The organism is Pseudarthrobacter sp. J1763, from assembly GCF_050490295.1.
Lineage (GTDB): Bacteria > Actinomycetota > Actinomycetes > Actinomycetales > Micrococcaceae > JBNPEO01.
Window position 1 is genome coordinate 1 of sequence record NZ_JBNPEN010000018.1, and the last position, 18,860, is coordinate 18,860.

The 18,860-nt window shown below is 61.9% G+C and carries 15 protein-coding genes; 6 read left to right on the forward strand and 9 right to left on the reverse strand.

The genetic code is table 11. The features are described 5' to 3' along the window. The first annotated feature begins 123 nt into the window (after positions 1-123). Complete coding sequence (locus ACQQCD_RS13145) at positions 124-1,530, forward strand: IS1380 family transposase (protein ID WP_364275826.1); 1,407 nt, start codon at positions 124-126, stop codon at positions 1,528-1,530. Positions 1,531-1,876: 346 nt separating this feature from the next. Here ACQQCD_RS13145 and ACQQCD_RS13150 read toward each other — a convergent pair whose 3' ends face one another. The 3 genes from ACQQCD_RS13150 to ACQQCD_RS13160 form a co-directional block, all read right to left on the reverse strand. Beyond that, positions 1,877-3,250: an amidohydrolase family protein gene (locus tag ACQQCD_RS13150; protein WP_329864025.1), complete on the reverse strand. Its 1,374-nt coding sequence runs from the start codon at positions 3,248-3,250 to the stop codon at positions 1,877-1,879. A gap of 130 nt (positions 3,251-3,380) precedes the next feature. Continuing rightward, positions 3,381-4,853 (reverse strand): purine-cytosine permease family protein, encoded by a 1,473-nt coding sequence (locus ACQQCD_RS13155; protein WP_329864023.1) that lies wholly within the window; start codon positions 4,851-4,853, stop codon positions 3,381-3,383. Between the two features lie 33 nt (positions 4,854-4,886). Then, positions 4,887-6,074 carry a mandelate racemase/muconate lactonizing enzyme family protein gene (locus ACQQCD_RS13160; protein ID WP_329864021.1) on the reverse strand — a complete coding sequence of 396 codons (1,188 nt, stop codon included), beginning with the start codon at positions 6,072-6,074 and terminating at the stop codon, positions 4,887-4,889. Positions 6,075-6,345: 271 nt separating this feature from the next. Here ACQQCD_RS13160 and ACQQCD_RS13165 point away from each other — a divergent pair, with 271 nt between their 5' ends. Beyond that, positions 6,346-7,185 (forward strand): nitroreductase family protein, encoded by an 840-nt coding sequence (locus ACQQCD_RS13165; protein ID WP_329864019.1) that lies wholly within the window; start codon positions 6,346-6,348, stop codon positions 7,183-7,185. Positions 7,186-7,279: 94 nt separating this feature from the next. Then, positions 7,280-7,849, forward strand: a complete 570-nt coding sequence (locus ACQQCD_RS13170; protein ID WP_329864017.1) for a TetR/AcrR family transcriptional regulator — start codon at positions 7,280-7,282, stop codon at positions 7,847-7,849. A 73-nt stretch (positions 7,850-7,922) separates the two neighbouring features. Here ACQQCD_RS13170 and ACQQCD_RS13175 read toward each other — a convergent pair whose 3' ends face one another. After that, positions 7,923-8,669: a FadR/GntR family transcriptional regulator gene (locus ACQQCD_RS13175; protein WP_329864015.1), complete on the reverse strand. Its 747-nt coding sequence runs from the start codon at positions 8,667-8,669 to the stop codon at positions 7,923-7,925. A 569-nt stretch (positions 8,670-9,238) separates the two neighbouring features. Between ACQQCD_RS13175 and ACQQCD_RS13180 the strand changes: the two genes are divergently transcribed. The 3 genes from ACQQCD_RS13180 (at position 9,239) to ACQQCD_RS13190 (ending at position 11,370) form a co-directional block, all read left to right on the forward strand. Then, positions 9,239-9,625: a nuclear transport factor 2 family protein gene (locus ACQQCD_RS13180; RefSeq protein ID WP_329864013.1), complete on the forward strand. Its 387-nt coding sequence runs from the start codon at positions 9,239-9,241 to the stop codon at positions 9,623-9,625. Positions 9,626-9,708: 83 nt separating this feature from the next. Continuing rightward, positions 9,709-10,506 (forward strand): triose-phosphate isomerase, encoded by a 798-nt coding sequence (tpiA, locus tag ACQQCD_RS13185; RefSeq protein ID WP_329864011.1) that lies wholly within the window; start codon positions 9,709-9,711, stop codon positions 10,504-10,506. A gap of 651 nt (positions 10,507-11,157) precedes the next feature. Next, on the forward strand, positions 11,158-11,370 hold the full coding sequence (locus ACQQCD_RS13190) for a hypothetical protein (protein ID WP_329864009.1): 213 nt from the start codon (positions 11,158-11,160) through the stop codon (positions 11,368-11,370). Positions 11,371-11,799: 429 nt separating this feature from the next. On the opposite strand, the gene ACQQCD_RS13195 is transcribed toward ACQQCD_RS13190, so the two are convergent. The 5 genes from ACQQCD_RS13195 to ACQQCD_RS13215 form a co-directional block, all read right to left on the reverse strand. Continuing rightward, on the reverse strand, positions 11,800-13,275 hold the full coding sequence (locus tag ACQQCD_RS13195) for a serine/threonine-protein kinase (protein WP_329864007.1): 1,476 nt from the start codon (positions 13,273-13,275) through the stop codon (positions 11,800-11,802). 270 nt (positions 13,276-13,545) lie between these two features. After that, positions 13,546-13,968 (reverse strand): DUF4913 domain-containing protein, encoded by a 423-nt coding sequence (locus ACQQCD_RS13200; protein WP_364274807.1) that lies wholly within the window; start codon positions 13,966-13,968, stop codon positions 13,546-13,548. After that, positions 13,961-15,730, reverse strand: a complete 1,770-nt coding sequence (locus tag ACQQCD_RS13205; protein ID WP_329864063.1) for a type IV secretory system conjugative DNA transfer family protein — start codon at positions 15,728-15,730, stop codon at positions 13,961-13,963. Before ACQQCD_RS13205 ends, ACQQCD_RS13200 begins: the two co-directional genes overlap by 8 nt. Continuing rightward, complete coding sequence (locus ACQQCD_RS13210) at positions 15,730-17,349, reverse strand: ATP/GTP-binding protein (protein WP_329864061.1); 1,620 nt, start codon at positions 17,347-17,349, stop codon at positions 15,730-15,732. Before ACQQCD_RS13210 ends, ACQQCD_RS13205 begins: the two co-directional genes overlap by 1 nt. After that, a complete protein-coding gene (locus ACQQCD_RS13215) occupies positions 17,349-18,860 on the reverse strand; it encodes an SCO6880 family protein (RefSeq protein WP_329864059.1) in 1,512 nt (503 codons plus the stop codon). The genes ACQQCD_RS13210 and ACQQCD_RS13215 overlap by 1 nt, the downstream gene beginning before the upstream one ends.

An 18,860-nucleotide genomic window follows, 5' to 3' on the forward strand; every position in this document is an offset into this window, starting at 1 on the left:
AGCCTCGATCCACCGATGAGCTTGGGTGACAAGCGGGTGCCGTGACGCAGAAATGCCCCTCTGATCAGGAAGAATAGTGATTGTCTAGACCGCTGTTCGACCGATCCGAGAGGCATCTCGTAGGTGCAATTCAAGCATGCTCCCGCTGCGGTGTCAGCGAAGTTCGATGACCCGAATCTTGTGTCGGCCGCAGGGCTGGTCCCGATGCTCCGCCTGGCCCGCACCGCAGGGCTCGATCAGCTCGCGCAGGTCCGGTTGACGGTCCCGTCGGATAAGGGCGCGAACGCGGGCAGCAAGGTGATGGCGCTGGTGGCGGGGATGCTCGCCGGGGCGGACTCGATCGACGACATGAACGTGCTGCGTCATGGCGGGATGGGCAGGTTGTTCGATCGGACGTATGCGCCGTCGACGCTGGGCTCGTTCCTGCGGGAGTTCCGGTTCGGGCACGTCCGCCAGCTCGACGCCGTCGCCTCCCGGACCCTGGTGAACGTCGCGCAATCCGCGCCACTGCTGCAGGTCCGGGATGGTGAGCGGGTGATGGTGGATCTGGACGACACGATCATCGAAGTCCACGGATACCAGAAGCAGGGCGCGTCGTTCGGGTACTCCGGCGTCCGCGGCCTGAACGCCCTGTTCGCCACGGCGTCGACATCGCAGTCGGCGCCGGTGATCGTGGGGCAGCGGCTGCGGCAGGGGAAGACCGGTTCCCCGAAGGGTGCCGCCAGGATTGTCGGCGACGCTCTCGCGACGCTGCGCCGCTTGAACCCCGGAAGCAGTTCCCGGCCGTTGCTGCGGGCGGACTCCGCGTTCTACGGACACGCCACCATCGGCACGGCGATCAAGGCCGGCGCGGACGTATCGGTCACCGTCCGGATGGACCCCGCGGTGAAGGCGGCGATCGCGACGATCCCCGAGGATGCGTGGGAGATGATCGAGTACACCGACTCGATCCGTGACGAGGCCACCGGGCGACTGATCTCCAAAGCAGAAGTCGCCGAAGTGCCCTTCGTCGCGTTCCGGTCCCGGAAGATCGCCGAACGGATCGAAGGGCGTCTGGTGGTGCGGCGGATCCCGGACCTGAACCCGAAGCAGGTCGAGCAGCCGACACTGTTCGACATCTACCGGCACCACGCGTTCTTCACAACCACCGACAAGACAGTGATGGGCACCGTGGTGGCGGACAAGACCCACCGGGCACACGCGATCATCGAGCAAGTCCACGCCGACCTGAAGAGCGGCCCGCTCGCTCACCTGCCCTCCGGGGTGTTCACCGCGAACAGCGCCTGGCTCGTCCTCGCGGTGATCGCGTTCAACCTCACCCGCGCAGCAGGGATCATCGCCGACCACGCCGGCCGGCTCGCCAGAGCGACGACCGCGACGATCCGCCGCACTCTCATCTCCGTGCCCGCGCGGCTGGCGCGGTCCGCGCGCCGGGTCACACTGCACCTGCCCGAGGCCTGGCCCTGGCAGGCCCCGTTCGAGCAGCTCTTCACCGCGACGCACGCACCACCACCGGCCGCGACCAGCTGACCACCGCCGCGCCCGCGGCACGACCGGCACGACCAAGGACCAAGTGGACGACCGGGATGCGACGCCCGGAACACACCCCTGCCCGCGGCGCATCATCTCGCACCGGTCACGCCAGGACGGCCAGCCGAAGGCTCATCGGTGGATCGAGGCTTAGGGAGCGAGGCCGGTCTTGGTCTTAAGCGGATGCGAGAGGGGGATGGCGTCGCGAGCGTTCGCCATCCCCCACTGCTTTAGGACCATGATTCTTACCCTGCCTTTGGAGGGTGTGGTCCGTGTTACCGTCGCGCAGCACACCGGTGCGCTTTCAGGCCAATCCGCCACCTGCCCTGAAGCGCTACGCGGTGTCTTAGTCGACGGGGACTGGCTGCGTCACGAGGGCTTCGGTCGGCAGGCCGTCGCGGTCGATCTTGGTGCCTTCCTTGTACACGTCCGATATCGAACCCAGGTTGTTAATGTCCGTCAACGGGTCGGCGTCCAGAACCACCAGGTCAGCGAACTTGCCCGGCTGGATGGAACCGATCTTGTCCTGGCCGTAGGCCTTGGCTACGCCACTGGTGCATGCCACGATGACGTCCATCGGCGCCATACCCTTCTCCGTCACAGCGCGTGTCCACGCGAGGTGGTCCCTGCCGATCGTCCACGGATATTCGGGGTCATCCACCACGTTGAGGTCTTCGCGGACGTCGCGAGGGGTGCAGCCGGCGTCGGTTGAGAGGATGATGGGTGCCCCTGCGTCGATCAGCAGCTTTTCGTTCAGAGCGTGCTGGCCGCCGGCGTAGGTGGCCCACCGGCTTCCTTCTGATTCCCACCTGCTCTGGTGCGCATGGGTGACCGATTGCAGTGCGCTGGCCGATCCCACCGCGAGCAGCTTGTCGACCAATTCGGTGGAGATCGGCTGCTGGCGTGTGATGGTGGGGTGGATCAGAACGTCTGCTTCGACGTCAAGGGCAGCCTCCAGCGCGTGCGTGGAGAAGGTGTGCGTCAGCAACGGTATACCTGCCGACTTTACTTCCTCTGCGATGGCCCTGAGGGTTTTGTCGTTGAAGCAAAGGTACGTGCGGCCGCCCATATCGATGCCACCGAGCTGCTCGCTGACCGATACCTTAACCATGTCCACACCACGGGTGATGTAGTCGCGGACACGGGCACGGACTTCGTTCGTCGGAAGGACTGTCAGTTGATGTCCGACGCCCACCTCGAAGAGGCTGTCGAGGCGGTCGGCGAAGGTCTTGCTGATGTAGGGACGGCTGCGGCCGTGGTGGTCTGCGCTGAACGGTCCGCCCATGCCGATAATGGTTCCTGCTGCAAAGATCCGCGCTGCGGTCGCCTTGCCGGCGTTGATGCGGTCCCGGGCGGCGAGCACAGGGCTGGGTGCGTTGTAGGTGTCGAAGACGGTGGTCATACCGTTCTTCAGCCCGATCTGGGCGGCCTCGATGATGACGTCCGCCAAGCGCCCTTCCCAGCGCGCCAGGTATTCGATGCCGCCCGGGCCGCTGAGCAGGGTGATGCCGTCAAGAAGATGAACATTGCCCGAGACATAACCAGGCAGGACGTACTTTCCTGTGCCGTCAACGACGGTCGCGCCATCGGGAATCCGGACCGACCCGTCCGGGCCTACAGCGGTGAAGACGCCGTTCTCCATCACGACGGTGCCGCCTTGCAGCGGGGCACCCCCAAGGCCATCAATAACTGTGGCCGATTTGATAGCAATAGTGTTCATTTTACTTTCCTTGTTTTCGACGTCCGCCGTAGGATCCCGGACGGAATGTAGCCCCAGACTTGCTTTTCTTTTGCGCTGACTGGTGTGCGGTTTCTCGAGAAACGGCACACCAGTCAGCTTCCCTATTAGCTCAAGACACCAAACTCGCGTCCCGGCCATCTTCGTCAATGTTGCCCTTGACTGTAGATGCTGATGTCAACGGCTTATCAGGACCCAAGCGCTTCAGCAACGATGTGGTGAGTGCGTGCCCGATTCCCACCGCCACTGCGACCGCTGGCCCCTGCATCAGCCAGACAGGCACGAAGTTGTATCCGATTGCACCGATGATGACCCATGCCACGGCGGACAGGTTGAATCCGTGGAAGTACCAGTAGGGGCCCTTCCGGTCGAAAAGTCCGAGAACATCTATATGGCCGCGCTTCATGAAGTAGTCAGCCACGAACACGCCCACCAGAGGCGCAAATCCGTAACCCAGAATGTTGATGGCATCCGTGAACTGCTCCACGATAAAGGGGAAAGCGGCAAGCACCGTCCCAAAAATTGCAACTACGATCGTTGACCAGAAGCGCCCAAGCTTGGAAATCAGGTTGGCAAGCGCCAGTCCGCCCGTGTAGAGGTTCATGACGTTGACGGTCCAGTTGTCGAGGACGAGCAACAGCAGAAGGAGCAAGAGCGTAACTACACCGGGGTTGAGGCTGGGGATGACCTCAAAGGCGTTGGCAGTCTTGCCCAGTGCGCCTGCTGCGGCGTAAGCACCGAAGAAAGCTGCGCCGAAACCGCCAACCACTGCCGCCAGCAGAGTTGCCGTCCACATCTGGACCCGGGAGTTGGTGTAGCGGCAGTAGTCTGCGGCGTCCGTGACTTGGGCGAACCATCCAACTGCCATACCGCTGGCCCATACGGCGATGATCGACCAGTTCCATCCTTCAGTGCCCGCGAAGGAGAAGACCTCAGCCGGAGCAAAGCCGGGTGCACCTGAGGTTGCAAGCCACCACAGCAGGTACGCGATAACGAAGAGCTTGACGGGGAATGCGACCCGGGAGAGCCACTTCAGTGAGTGATAGCCGAACAGTGCCACCACTGCCTGGGCAACCGCGAACAGGAGGCTCACAACAATAAGCGAAACGTCGGCGTTGAACAGTGACTTAATGATGGCCACGATGCCGGCAGCGCCGGCCAGTGTTGTGAAGGCAAACCAGAAAGCGGAGCTGATGGTGCGCATGCCGCCGATGATGACTTGCGATCCTCTGATGCCTAGGAAGGCGCGGGTGGCGACAGTGCCGGGGAGCCCGTAGTCCACGCCGATCGTAGCCAGAATTGTGTACGGGATGAAGGCCATGACGACCCCCAGCGTCATGGCGATAACGGAGGCCCAGAAGGGGAGTCCTGCGGCCACTGCCAAGCCTGAGATCAGGATAAGGCCGGGATTCAGCAAAACATTGATGATGATTTGGAAGAGGGAGAACCATCCGACCTTCCGTTCCTCATCAGGAACGGGTTCGAGGCCGTACTGCTCGACATTCTTTGGTTGCTTCAGGGTGGGGACAAGCTCTTCGACTGTCTCAGTCAGATTGTGCTGTACTGCTGGATTTGGATTTGTCACGCTAACCGCTCCTTCGCGGGAAATGTGGATTGCTTAGTCAAGGCGGTACTCGGCAATAACTTCTTCATTGGGATCGTGCCCCAGGCCGGGGTTTGTGGGTACAGCGACTCGTCCGTTGACGGGAACGAGGGCATCGCCAAAGAGTTCCGCTTCGAAGTCGAAGTAGAGCCGTTCGACAAAGGGGGTGTCGTAGCGCGAAGCGTTGAAATGTACGGTTGCGAGTAAACCCGGCCCGAAGATGGCGGCATGGGGGACGATCTGCAGACCGTTCGCATCGCAGAGCTGCGCGATAGCTCGGGTGTCGGTAAGTCCGCCGACCTTGGAGACGTCGGGTTGGGCGACGTCGATAGCGCCGGCATCAACCATCGCCACGAAGTCGTAGTAGGTCCCCGCATTTTCGCCGGCGGCGGTCCGATACCCTTCTTTGCGCAAACGGGCCAGGCCACGGTAGTTCTCCGGCGGCCACACAGGCTCTTCCCACCAGTACGCGCCGAGGTCGGACATGTCGCGAGCCATTTCCTCAGCGACGGTAACCGACCATGGGCAGTTCAGGTCAAGCATCATCGTGGCATCCTTGGGCGCTGCAGCAAATGCGGCTCGGATCACCTTGGGGTCAATGTCGTGCAACTTGATGTGCTTATAGCCGCGGGTAACGACCTCCTCAATGACGTCACGCATTGCATCAACGTCACCCACCCGGGGAAGGCTGGCGTAGACATCCAGCTCGTTGGCGTACCGTCCGCCCAGGAGTTCAGCAACAGGCAGGCCGCTGGACTTTCCCATGAGATCCCAAAGTGCGAGATCGACTGCGCCGACGCCGTATTGCAACGGGCCCGAACGACCGAAGTTGTGAAGCTGACGTTCGATGTCGTTCTTGATCTTGCCAATTTCGTATGGATTGCGGCCCACCACCAGGCTGAGGACCTTCGTCTGGATCATGTCCCGCAGTGCCCTGTCACGGTTCCGGGAGAATGCCTCACCCCAGCCGACGAGACCGGTATTGGTCTCCAGCCGCACGAGCAGTACGTCGAAGCGCTTTTCCGGAACCTTGTCACCGTCCATGTTCCAGGGCACGAGGCCCGGCGACGCAAACGGCAAGGAGACGAGGATCGCGTCGGCTTTGACGATCTTCGTGGAAGCCATGTTGGAAACGTTGTTCGACAGCAAAGCTGACTGGTCGTTGACCGCAACTTTCGTCGGGAGGGATGTGATGTTCGTCATGGACAGAGACGATATCAGTTATCAGACCACTTGGGAAGTAAATTAATTGGCCGCCCGTTCCCAGGCGGATGTTCGGGCTGCCGCCCGAAGGTTCTGTGGCTATCTGGCGCCGAAAGGGCCCTTAGAAGGCCAATTTTATCGCCGCCTTCGTCGGGGTTCCAAGGCCTTGGATCGCTGCGGCGCCCGACTGGCGGGATCCGTCGTTGCGCTAGGAATAGAGACTCGTCCAGACCTGTTGAACAAACCGAATCCGATTCGGAAAGGGAAGGTCATGAACACGAAACATCAAGACGAACTGCTGCAGGCCCGCTACGGAACCCAGCCCAAGCCCAAGAACCTCATCTGGAACGCGCAGGTCGAACACCTGCTGGACCACCGCTCAGTGCGGACTTTTCTGCCCGAACCACTACCCGAGGGCGCGGTCGAGACGATGATTGCTGCCGCCCAATCGGCCTCGGCGTCTTCGAATCTGCACCAGTGGAGTGTCGTTGTGATTACTGACCCGGACCGCCGAGAGGAGCTGATGCACCTGGCCGGCAGTAAATCCATGAATGCTGTCTCTCCATTCATCAGCGAAGCGCCGGCAGTGCTTCTTTGGGTCGCCGACCTGTCAAGGAACGCACGAATCAATGAGCAGCACGGCAACGGGCTTGCCGTCTACGGGCACCTCGATTCGTTCCTCATGGCCTCGGTGGACACCGCCCTGGCAGCGCAGAACGCAGCCGTGGCCGCGGAATCGATCGGCCTCGGCGTCACGTACCTGGGGTCGCTGCGGAACCATGCCAAGGAGGTTGCCGCGCTAATCGGGATCCCGGCCTACAGCTATGTCGTATTCGGCATGGCCGTGGGAAAGCCGGACCCCGAACGCCGCAGCGGAATCCGGCCCCGTCCGGCGCAGTCTGTCGTGCTGCACCACAACCACTACGACAGCGGGGAAACGGCCGAGTGGGTCCACGGCTATGAGGATGCGTTCCGGGAGTTCCGCACTACTCAGGGTATGAAGCCCAAAACATGGATCGACTCCGTCGTGTACGGTTCGAGCATGGACTACATGGACGGGCGCGAGAACCTTCGAACCACCGTCCAGGAACGCGGCTTCGAACTGCGCTGACCAGCAGGGGGCCGGATCCGCAGACCGAAGGGTGCGGATCCGGCACGATCAATGGAGAAAAATGGTACGCCCGAGGGTTCCGATACTGACTCCAATGCGCATCGCCGACGCGGCCCTCGCACTTGTGGAGCAGACGGGCGACCTGCAAATGGTGCAGCTGGCAAAGACCCTCGGCGTCGCACCCTCGTCGCTCTACAGTCACGTAGACGGCCGTGCCGAGGTCATCGACCTCGCCCGGCTTAGGATGCTGGAGCGAATGGAGCCTCAGCCGCCGGTGACCCAATGGCGTGAGGGAGTGGAACGGCTTCTCCGCCAACTCACGGCAGGCTATACCCGACACAAGCGGATGCTGCCGCTGATCTTCGGTAGCACCATTTCCGAGGAACGGACCATTGCGCTCTACGAGCCCGTATTCGCCGCCCTTTTGGAAGCAGGGTTCATTCCTGAGCAGCTACGCTTGATCGCTGCATTGATTGACTTCCAGGCCATGGGACTGGCTCATGGGTTCCCTGAACCGGCCATGACAGAAAACATTCGGAAAAATTTACCCGCGTACACTGCCTCAATTGACCATTCCCAGTACAGCCCCGAGAGCGCTACTGCCTTTTCGGCCCAAGTGCTCATTCGCGGACTCGCATCGATGCTCCGCGAAGAACATGGATAGGAACTTCTGCCGCGCGTGCTTGCCCCACAAGTTGCGCCCCCAAATGAGGAACGAAACCCCGCCGGCACGGGTCCTATGCACTCTCCTGTGTTGGGTTGCCTACCCCGTCATGCCGGTCAATTACCGCCAGCAGGTCACGTTCAGACTCCTCGAGATGTTTGAGCATGGCAGCCTTCGCGGCGCCCGGGCGGCGCGCTACGATCGCCTCCATAATGGCCTTGTGTTCGGCAGTCGCTCGTTCACGACGGCCCCTCATCTGAATGCCGCGCGACGAAAACCCAACTAGCCCCTGCCGGATATCCTCGGTGAGCCGGAGGAGGATCCGATTCTTAGCGGCACGCGCGATCGCGAGATGGAACTCCACGTCGAGTGCGACATAATCTTCCGCGGACTCCACCTGCTCGAATTGAGCCGCCATTTCACGCAGGACTTTCTCATCCTGCGGAGTCAGGCGGGTGGCAGCTAGTCCAGCCGACGTCTCCTCCAAACCACGGCGGGCCTCCAAGAGCTCCAAGACAGTCGATCCTTCCAGCAGCAGAGACCTCAAACCGCTCTGGTCAGCCTCTTCGTTAACGGGCTCACTTTGGCTGTCGACCACCAGGACACCCACGCCATGAACGGTGCGGACCAGATTCTCGGCCTCCAGCATGCGGAGGGCTTCCCTGATCGAACTACGGCCGACCCCGAACTGATCTACCATGCTCCGCTCCGGGGGGAGCTTGTCTCCGGGGGCATAGTCGCCGTTAAGAAGTAGTTCCCGCAGTTGGGCGGCCACGGCGAACGGGACCCGATCCCGGTTGATCTTGTCTATTCGTGGCATCGTGTTGTTCTCGCGTCCGTGACGGGGTCTATATGTTGAAGGCAATTATAGGCGGACTGGACAGGTTGAAAGAGGGCAAGATGCGGTGCGCGCGGTTCGGGCTTGGAGGTCGGTCCCCCTAGCGGCGTCTGCCGGCCGCACTTGGGCCGACTGCCTGCTGAGGCCACGCAGCTCCATTCGCCTTTCCGATACCTTCCTACCGCCTTGGTCTGGCCACCGTGACCTCCTGCGCAGAGGACACCAGGACAGGTCGGATTTGCCAAATGACGAGTACGGCATTGCGCTCCCCAACATCGATCATTAGTATCTAGACAACCCTATACAAGTATATATAGCGGTGCTAGATTCTTACCGACGAAGATCTGATCCCGCTTCGGCGAACCGAAGATAGGTCTTGCCCTGACGCGATTCGAAGTATGCCCTGAGCGTGCGTCTGCATGACCTTTACCTGGTATCAGCATCGAAGGGCCCGTCAACCATTTCTGTCGGACGAATGAGACGTCTGGCCCATACACCCAGAGGATCTCAGGCCCTTCCGTCAAACAGATAACTCCGAGCGAAAGAAGACCATGAGCAAGAACATCAAGAACGTCCCCACCTCCGACTACCTGGCCGTCGTAGAAACAGTCAATGCCTATGTCGAGGGGGTCCGCCAGGGCAACCCGGAGAAGGTCAGTGAGGCCTTCCGCGACGACGCAACTATGTACGGCTTCACAGACGGTTCATTGGTCGGCGGCCCCATTTCGAATCTCTACTCCTTCGTAAAGACCAGCGGCGAGGCGCCAAACGTCATTGCACGCGTCGATATCCTCGGCATTGCACCCACGATCGCGGTCGCACGCGTTGACATGGAAAACGACGCGGTAGGCGCTGATTACACCGACTTTCACACACTCCTCAAGCAGGATGGCGAGTGGAAAATCGTCGGCAAGGTTTACCACCAGTACGAAAAGTAACACCAGAGGGCGAGGCTGCCACTTCAGGTCGCCTCGCCCTGGCTTCCCTAAAAGTCCCCGCCCTTCACTCATCTGGAGCAACTGTGCCTACCCTGTCGGAACGTATTCCCCTCATCGCCGGCAACTGGAAGATGAATCTCGATCATCAAAAGGCGGCGGAGGTGCTGCAACAGTTGCTGGCAGTATTTGACGACTCCCGGCATGACCGCATGCCTGTCGAAGTAGCAGTATTTCCCCCCTTCACGGCCCTGCCTGCAACAGAACTAGCTGTTGGCGACAGTACTGTCCCGCTCGCATACGGTGGGCAGGACCTTTCTCCCTACGACTCCGGCGCCTATACCGGCGACATCAGCGGCCAGTTCCTCGCCGCCCTCGGCTGTCGCTACGTCCTGGTTGGGCACAGCGAACGCCGAAGCGTTCATGGCGAAACAGACGACGTCCTAAATGCCAAGGTCATAGCCGCCCTGCGACACGAAGTTGTGCCAGTACTATGCGTTGGGGAAACCCTGGAGGTTCGCCAAGCAGGCAAGCATTTCGAACACACACTCAACCAACTCCGAGCGGGCGTCAAAGGCCTTACCTCTCACGAAGCCGGACAATTGGTCATAGCCTATGAACCAATTTGGGCCATAGGCACCGGAGCCGTGGCCGGACCCGAAGACGCACAGGAGATGTGCAAAGCTCTCCGGACCGAATTTGGGCGCCTTTTCGGCCCCGAGCAAGGACAGCAAGTTCGCTTTCTATACGGCGGCTCGGTCAAGGCTTCCAACGCATCCTTCATCCTCAATCAGCCCGACGTCGACGGGGTGCTCGTGGGAGGTGCGAGCCTTGACCCAGTCGAATTCGCCCGCATTGCTGGGTTTGCGGTGGGACCTAGATAAATCAAGGGGCCGGTCGAAACCACGTTTATGGGACTTGAGCTTCACAATAAGCGTCTAAAGCCGAGGACCTGCTGTCTGTTAGGTGCTGCAGCAACTGGCTTTTAGATAGCCCAATATGGAGCGTCGGGGGCTCGAGGACAATCCGACTCGTACACATCGCCCCGACTGGCCCCACCAAGCGAGGACAAGCATTCGGCGCATTGTTCATCCACCTCGCGACCCGCACCCTCCTCCTGACCATACAGAAGGTCACGACGAAAATTCGCCTCCGGAGCACTTGTCCAGGCCATGTTTATGGAGCTGAAAGGAGCACCCAATGCCCAATGAGGCCTCAGTAATAACTGTCAGGGTCGAAGACCACGCTTCGAGGGACAGGGAATTGGACCTTGCGATTTCCGCCCTTTGCACAGAAGCAACCGACTGCGGGGTTCTCGTGACCAGGATCGAATTTACAACATATATCGTCGCCCTCAGCCCGCATGTCCCCTTCGGCGTAATCCAAGAGGCTGACTTGCTGTGAGCAGGAGTAACGACGATCGGCAATGATCCCACGGAACGGCCACGCCAGATTCTCTGCATCCCGAGAAAAGCTTCGATACCAAAACAGCAAGAGAACTGCCGGCACGTAATGACGAAGAACAATAGGAAGCTGTGGAGAAGCACCCACTCCTGACCTGGACCGGTCTCGGCCCTGGTGATGTCATGTCGTTTGAAGAGGCAGAGACTGGAGAATTTGTTACCGGAAGGGTGGAGGCTAAGACAACCGACGGACTCATCGTGTGGCTAAGGGACAGCTTCGACGGCAGGAAGGCATACCACTTTCACGACTGCAAGGCGGTGCAACTCCTGAGGCAGCCGGAGTAAGGCAGCGCCAACTGCACATGCGGACGCTACCAACCCGTGAATCCTTAATTCCGCTCATTCTGCCTATTCAAGCGCGCTCTTACTGACTTGCAGCTTGGAGATCGAATTTGCCCCTCGCTTAGCATGGTTCACCTGGGCAGCAGTGGATTTCAAGCACACCCCAACCTGACGTCAGGCAGCGCTAAAAGACCGTCAGAATTGGATGCGAAAACAAGTTCCTGCACATGCCCAGGGAGCAGTCTTGGATTTCAATCTGACAGCCAGCCCTGCTGCGGCAGCTACCGGCAGGGCTCCCAATCCCAGCCGTGGATATCCCCGATTGACCCCAACCATGGACAGCTCGCAAGGCCACCTTAAGTCCGGGTATTGCGGGTTTCTGTGCTTGCACCGAGCGCGAGGTGGTTGAAAGGCCGTACTAGGCGTGCAGGGCTATTTCGTTCGCCAGCTCCGTTGGCTTACACGCTCGGGCATTGTGGTGGGTGCGTCCAGAGTTTTCTCGGCTGCAGCTACGAACCAACCGATCCATCTGTCCATGAACTCACTGGTGTCGTCCCTGTCGATTTCACTCACTGGCCATGCAAGCTGGCCTACCCCGTATACGCCTTCAAAGTACTGAACCGCCTCTCCTGGCTTGCGGGAGAAGGGCTGCAGATCACTATGCACATCTGCTGGCCGTGTGCTCATAAAGGACATTTCGTACCATCCGTACTCGCCTGCCCTATGTGCGTCGCAAAACCACAGAGAGTGGCTGCGGGCTATCCAGCCGCGATGGCTGTGACGTTCACGTGTAACGCTAATTACTGCGCTGCTGATGACATCAAATGGGCCGTCCCAGTCCGGTTCCGATATGGGGCGGCTGAGTCCAAGCCGGGCCCCTTCTAGTTCGGCTACGAAGGTCATGTTCGGGGGTGCGGGCGTCAAAAACTTCGCAGAGATGGCGTTATCTGCAATCTCCTCAAACAATGGCTGGGAAATTGATTCGAACATTGCCACTGATGAGTCGAAGAGCCGGCTTCTCTTGGCTGCTACCTCGTCCATAGCCCGGCGCTCCGCGTGAGCTTGGGCTTGTCGGCTGAGTACTTCGCTGTCGAATATTGCCAGTTTACGAGTGCCACGGAGAGCGGGTTCAAGCGTGGCCTTTTCCAGCCGTGACAAGATATTTGCCGGTCTGGGCCGAGCTTCAGGTGCCTTATTTAGGCACTCCATGATTATGTTACGCAGGCGAGTAGTTCCAGCTTTTATCGGGGCGGGCGTGACTGTCAGATGCTGATGTCGGTAGTCCCCTTGCGTCGGACCGGAAAACGGTCGATGACCCGCAACCATCTCGTACGCCATGATTCCGAAGGCGTAAACATCGGCGGCCGAGTCGGAATGCTGCATCAGCCATTGTTCAGGCGCGGCATACGGCAGGCTCAAATTGCCCTTGCGGGTGTCAGTTGCAGTCTTTGCATCCTTATAACGGGCTATACCAAAGTCAGCTAGGCACCACGTGCCGTCCAACAGCAGTACGTTCCCTGGCTTTAGGTCCCTGTGCACAATTTTGTTCTCAATGCTGGCCAAAGCCTGTGCTACGTCTGTCAAGATCTGTACGCACTCCGCCAGTTCTACTGGTTCAGGCAGCGCCAGCCGCTGGGCGAGTGACATTTCAGCTCGGGGCATTACGAGTACCCAGAAGTCCTCGTGCTCACCAGAGTCGAGGATGGGAACAATGTGAGGGTAGGCGGTCGCTCCCAATGACTCCCCGATGAACATTTCACGAGTCGCTCCCGGGTCCTTCTTCACGAACTTGGCCACGGCATGTTCTGTTTCAGAGTTGGATGCGAGGTAAACTTCGCCGAATCCACCTACACCGTCTGGGAGTGCGGCTCCTCGCGTCCACGTTGTTCTATCCAGCTTGATTTGCATGCACTCACGCTACAGGCCTTACCCGGCCGCTGAATCCCTTCTATGCGGTTGAGGCAGCCTCATGGTGCCTGGGCCCGCACATCCAACAGGTGTTTGGGTAGTAGCAAACCCGCTGCCCACAGCCGGGGACAATCCTGATGGGTTATCCACCGCTACTGCTGCTAAGGGAGCTTTCCCGATGGCTCCCGGTTTTCAGCCGTGGATAACCCGGATTGCCCACAACTATCGACAGCGCGCGTGGTCACCGTGAGCTTGGCTGAGAACAACGCTTTAGAACAGCCCTGGAGGTGGTTCCTCGCAGGGTAGTGGAGCGAGTTTGGATCGGTGGCCGTCGTCCGGGTTGCAGCCCTTGAACGGCCCGTCTGTTGAGAGCAGAACAGACATGTGGTGGTCTGCATGGTCGCGCCACCACACGCTCATTCCTGTGGTGCCGTCCAAGCGCAGGAACTCCCAGGCGCGCCAGAGCGCTTCGAGGCGGCTGATCGCTTCGGCGTGTTTCCACCACTGCGGGCACCAAGTGACACCGCCCTGGACATTGAGCTGCCGGCGGTAGCTGGTGGCCAGCTTCTTGCTGACGAATTCGGCGACGTTCGGGTAGAACAGCTCAGGGGCGTCTGAGTCCTCCTCGGCTGGCTCGGTGGGGACTGCGGTGTCCTCCGGCTCGTCGTCCCACTCCCCCAGGCCCTCACTCATTAGAGGCACCTGCGGTGACCCAGCGGTTCCCGGCCGCGGTCGCCGGCCGGTTAGCCGGGTCGTGTGCGGCGATGGAGGCCCGGACCGCTTCAGCGTGGGGACCGCTCATCCAAGGCACTGTTTCCAGCAGTGCCGCTGGGGCGCCGGAGGCGAACATGATGGCGCGGCCGCGAGGGAATGCGGCCAGGTCAGATACGTCCAGCGTGCGTTCCTTGCGGTCGTCGTCGTGGCTGTATGAAGTGCCCTGTTTGGAGCGGCTTCTGGTCATGTTGGAGTACCGATATTCGCCCACGAGCTGTGCGAGCTCGTTGAGGAACTCGGCCTCGGCGACGCCGCCGCCGTAGACCTTGATGTTGGAGGCGCTCCAGAGCTTGCGCATCCCGTCGCGACCCCAAACCTCCACGCCCTGGGACCAGGACTGGAGGATGGTCATCAGGACGATGCCCCGGGAGCCGTAGTGGCTGTAGAGGTTCGGAAGTTCGCGCCACCGGCAGACGTTGGCTGCTTCATCCAAAACACCGATCATGGGGGTGGCTAGCCGGCCGCCGGGCGAGTGGACGGCAAGTTCTTCGGCGGCCTCGACCGTGGCTACAGTCAGCGCCGTCACCAGCGGGCCGGCAGTGCCTTTGCCTTCTTTGGACAGGCTGTACAGGGTCCCCTTGGAGCGGACGAATGCTGCGGGGTCGAACTGGGGCCGCCGATCGTCGTGGCCTTGGGGTGTCACCCAGCGGGCCACTTGGCGGTTGGTGAGGCAGGAGGCCATTTGCAGGGCCGTGCCGTATACGCCGCCGCGTTGCTTCTCGGGGGCGTTGATCACGCCGCCGACAGCGTTCGCGGTCTGGGTGAAGCCGTGGGCCTTGAGGATGTCCACTGCTTCGTCGTCGGCGGGCCGGGTCAGCCAGGTGTGGACCTGCGTGATCGGCCGGCTGTCAAGGGCTGCGGCGAGCAGGAGCCCGGCGAGGAGGTCCTGGCCGGCCGGATCGAAGTAGGCGTCCGTCTTGGCATCAGGGCCGCGGGAACCGGCCGCGAAGTGGTCCGCGAGGCGGGCCGCTTTCACTTCATCCGTGACATAGGACAGGGGGTTCCACCACCAGGAGGGTTCCTCGAGTGCGACGGACTGCGGGTCGAAGACCCAGACCGGCCCGTCGGCCGCCCGGACATCGCGGGTTCCGTCCACGATGTCCCGCTTGTTCGAGGTCACCAAAGCGGCGCCGGGGGCGGCAAGGATCGCGGGGATGGCCCGGGAGGTTGTCTTGCCCGTGCGGGGCCCCCAGATATCGATGTGCATGTCTTCCCAGGATCCGTAGACCATCTGCCCGCCCAGGACGGTTTTCCCGACCGGGACGCCAGGTGAGCCCTTCACTCCGAGACGTTCGGCCGTGGCCGTGGCCCCGCGCAGGCTCAAAGCGCGCAGGTCCCGGCCTTTGGCCATGTGCTGGGCCGCGGCGTCCACACGGGTTCGCTTGGATCGCCGGCGCAGCACCCCACGGAGCACCAGAACGGCCACGACGATGATGAGGACGCTGAAGCCGATCAGCACCCAGGTGGCGGCCGCCGGCCACGTGACCTTCTGCGAGAGCAGGCCGAAGACCAATTCAAACGGGTTCGCCGGCAGCTTCTGGCCATCCTTGGACAGGAGCGAGCCTAGGTGCACGGCTCCGGCCACCGAGCCGACACCGAGCACCACGACGGTGATGAAGACCCAGAGCAGGATTGTCTCCGTGTCGAGCTGTGAGCGTTTGCCGCTGCTTGGGGCACCCATCAGTTCTCCCCTTCCGCGCTCTGAATTTTCGTCCAGCGCTTATTTGTATCGTGGAGCGATTTTTCGACGCTGGTTAGCTTGAGCGCGACCGGGATACCGGGGCGGCCACCGACTTTGAAGAGGAACTTGCCCAGGCCCGGGCGTACTCGTTTGCGGGATCCGCCGACGTCGGTCCACGATCCCGGGTCGGCCCATGAGATGAGGCGGGATTGTTCGGCCCGGGAGAGGGTGACGGCTTTGTTGAGTTTTTCCATTTCGGCCCCGGGGAGCGCGCCGCAGACGACCATGCCGGAGCGTTCGACGAAACCGCGCGCTTTCATCCGTTCGGACTCAGTCGGCAGGGCTTCGAGGTCGCTCATGGTGTGCGTGATCATTGCCTGCCCGACGCCTTCGGTCCGGTTCAGGCGGGTCAGCGAGTCAACCCGGTCGACCATGCCCTCGCCGGAGCGCAGGGCCCGCCACAGTTCGTCCATGACGACGAAGTAGTTACGGCGCGGTTCCAGGCCGGCGTCGGCGAGGGTGTGGGCCACCTGGACGGTGGCGAACCCTGTTGACCAGCAGGCCAGCAGGCAGGCCGCTTGAATGTCCCGCTGGGTGTCGGAGATCCCTGACAGGTCGAAGACCACGGGTTTGGTCAGGTCCATCGGCTGATCCGTGGGCTGGGAGAACATGTCCGAGAACCGGCCCGAGCCGTCGAGGGAGTACAGCGACTGGCGCAGCTGGTCGGTCGCGTCGAGGTAGCGGCTCATGTCACCACGGTCCAGGGCGATCGCGCGCAGCTCGTCGGGGGCGTCTTTGATGACCTCGATCAGGTCCCCGATCAGGGGAACGCGGTCAAGGCGTTCGTCCAGGATGTGCAGTGCCCGGTCAATCAGGGATTCCTCGTGGGCGCTGGGCTTGGCGTTCCGCACGATGGTGATTAGCGCGGTGATCATGTTCAGGCGCCGGTTGTGCGAGTCGGCCATCAGCTGTTCAGCCAGCTTCTCCGCCTTCACAGCTGCAGCCAGCAGCTGCGCGGCCGCGGCCTGGTCGCCCTCTGGTTCGTTCAGGGTCCGGTTCGCCTTGGCCCGGTGTTCCTCGGCTGAGGCGAGCAGCCTGACGGCGGCTCCTGTGGCTTCACCGGGGTCCAGGACGTTCAGGTGGCCGCGTCCAGGACCCAGACTGATGACCTGCCCGCCGAGGGCTTCGATCAGGTCAACGTAGTCCGGTTTCAGGTCACCGAGGATCAAAGGGTTGATGCTCCGGCCTGCCAGGCCCAGGACGATGTGCCGGACCAGGGTGGACTTGCCGTAATGCGGCAGGCCGAGGACGAACATGGAGGGGTTGTTGATCATGCCGTGCATGAACCAGCTGATGGGATCGGCGCTGAAGGGCGCTCCGGTGTCGGTGTGAACGCCGATTGGAACTCCCAGGATCGGGGTGCCGGACCCGCCGACGAATGGCCAGAGACCGCAGACCTGGACGGAGGTTCCGCGCCATTCGTCGGCGGCGGTGACGTAGACGGCTTCGCCCTGTCCGCGGCCGCGCCAGCCCCGCAGGCCCGGGCGGCGGGCGACCGCGGGGGCGAGCTTCGATGCTGGGGCCGGTGTGCGCTGGTGCTTGGTCTTGCTGCCGAACATCACATGGCCTCGCGGATCTCTTCGGGAACCTTCAAGTGCTTGGGCAGGACCAGCCCCAGTGGCAGGGACGCGGCAAAGGCAGAATCCTGTGAGCCGTACGCGCGCCGCAACAGCAGACGTGCCGACGGGCCGAGGTTGCCCTCCACCACGGCCACGGCGTCCTCAAGGTCCCGGGCGGACAGCACCGTGGCCGTGACCACCATGCCGAAGTTGACCAGCCCGGCACCCTTGGCTTCCTCGGCCGCGGTGGCCTGCGCCGCGCGTGCATCGACCAGAGCGCGTGCAGTGGGCCGGTTGGTCGAGGAGGCCCGGGTCAGGGCGCTCGTCTGGTCGGACTCCACGATGGCGGCCGCACGGCCGGCTTCGATCGGCCGGTACAGCAAGGTGACGCGCTTGCGGTCGATCTCCCCGTGCGGCGCGACGAGGCGGCCCAGCGCTGATGCCAGGATGTGTCCGCGCGGGGCGCCCGTCATCGTCCACGACACCGAGTGCCCGGAATCGTGGCGGTAGCCGTCCCAGTTGGATTGGTGGGCGGACGGTCCGACATCGCCCCAGTCCAGGTCAACGGGTGTGCCCTGGTAGTGGGCTTCGTCGATGAGCCGGGCCGCTGCAGGGTCGTAAGCGACCCGAACGACCTCACACAGTTCCTGGGCGTTCAACGGGGCGCAGGCCCCGGCGCCGGTGGATTCCAGACGTTCGGTCAGGCTGGGAAGCCGTGAGGCGAGATCCCTTGCGATCTCTTCTGCGGTGCGTCGCTTGCCGCCGGCCCGGGCAGCGGCGCTGAACGTCAGCGCGACCCAGGCGCGGATCGTGGCCGATCCCTGCGGGTAGGTGTTTAAGGCTTCGCGGAGCATGGCCTTGGCAATGGCAGGGGCGTCGTCATGGATGTTCGATTCAACTTCCCTGCGCAGCCGTGCCCCGGAATCGGGTGCGGTTTCGACCGTGACGGATGCAGCCACGACGGCAGGTTCATTCGACAACGAGGCCAGCCAGCCGCCCCAGTTAGCCACCCAGGCATCAATCTGCTCGGGATCGACCAGGGACGCCCCGTCGGGCTGGGTGCCGAAGACAACGGTGTAATGCGCGGTGGAGGGAAGGTGAATCAGCGCGAAGGGGCGGCCATAGGAGTCGGTGAACTCGTAAAGCTTGGAACCGGCGGAGATCCCAGGCAGCTGGAATTCGCCCCAAGGCGTCAGCCCCAGCGGACCGGAGCGGTAGATGTTGGCCTTCTTGCGCCGCGCGGAGCGGAACGCCATCCGGGCGAAGCCCCGCTCCCCTACGGACTTGTTGTGCTTGTCGGTCACCGAGACGACGGCCAGCGCCACCCCAAGAATGAACAGAGCAATGAGCCCGGCGAACCAGCCGCCGACAAAGAGACAGATCACCGTGATGATGAGGCCCACAAACAAACCGGCTGTTGCCAGCCCACCAAGGGTGCCGATGCCCGCTTTGCGGGGACGCCGCCAGTTGCCGTAGGTCGGTTCCCTGTATGTGTTCTCGATCGCTGCCAT

Excerpts from the sequence above, each read along its gene's own strand:
- ACQQCD_RS13165 (WP_329864019.1), top strand. The coding sequence starts at position 6,346 with ATGAACACGAAACATCAAGACGAACTGCTGCAGGCCCGCTACGGAACC.
- ACQQCD_RS13160 (WP_329864021.1), bottom strand. The coding sequence starts at position 6,074 with ATGACGAACATCACATCCCTCCCGACGAAAGTTGCGGTCAACGACCAG.
- ACQQCD_RS13170 (WP_329864017.1), top strand. The coding sequence starts at position 7,280 with ATGCGCATCGCCGACGCGGCCCTCGCACTTGTGGAGCAGACGGGCGAC.
- ACQQCD_RS13205 (WP_329864063.1), bottom strand. The coding sequence starts at position 15,730 with ATGGGTGCCCCAAGCAGCGGCAAACGCTCACAGCTCGACACGGAGACA.
- ACQQCD_RS13215 (WP_329864059.1), bottom strand. The coding sequence starts at position 18,860 with ATGGCAGCGATCGAGAACACATACAGGGAACCGACCTACGGCAACTGG.
- ACQQCD_RS13200 (WP_364274807.1), bottom strand. The coding sequence starts at position 13,968 with ATGAGTGAGGGCCTGGGGGAGTGGGACGACGAGCCGGAGGACACCGCA.
- ACQQCD_RS13175 (WP_329864015.1), bottom strand. The coding sequence starts at position 8,669 with ATGCCACGAATAGACAAGATCAACCGGGATCGGGTCCCGTTCGCCGTG.
- ACQQCD_RS13150 (WP_329864025.1), bottom strand. The coding sequence starts at position 3,250 with ATGAACACTATTGCTATCAAATCGGCCACAGTTATTGATGGCCTTGGG.
- ACQQCD_RS13195 (WP_329864007.1), bottom strand. The coding sequence starts at position 13,275 with ATGCAAATCAAGCTGGATAGAACAACGTGGACGCGAGGAGCCGCACTC.
- ACQQCD_RS13210 (WP_329864061.1), bottom strand. The coding sequence starts at position 17,349 with ATGTTCGGCAGCAAGACCAAGCACCAGCGCACACCGGCCCCAGCATCG.
- ACQQCD_RS13180 (WP_329864013.1), top strand. The coding sequence starts at position 9,239 with ATGAGCAAGAACATCAAGAACGTCCCCACCTCCGACTACCTGGCCGTC.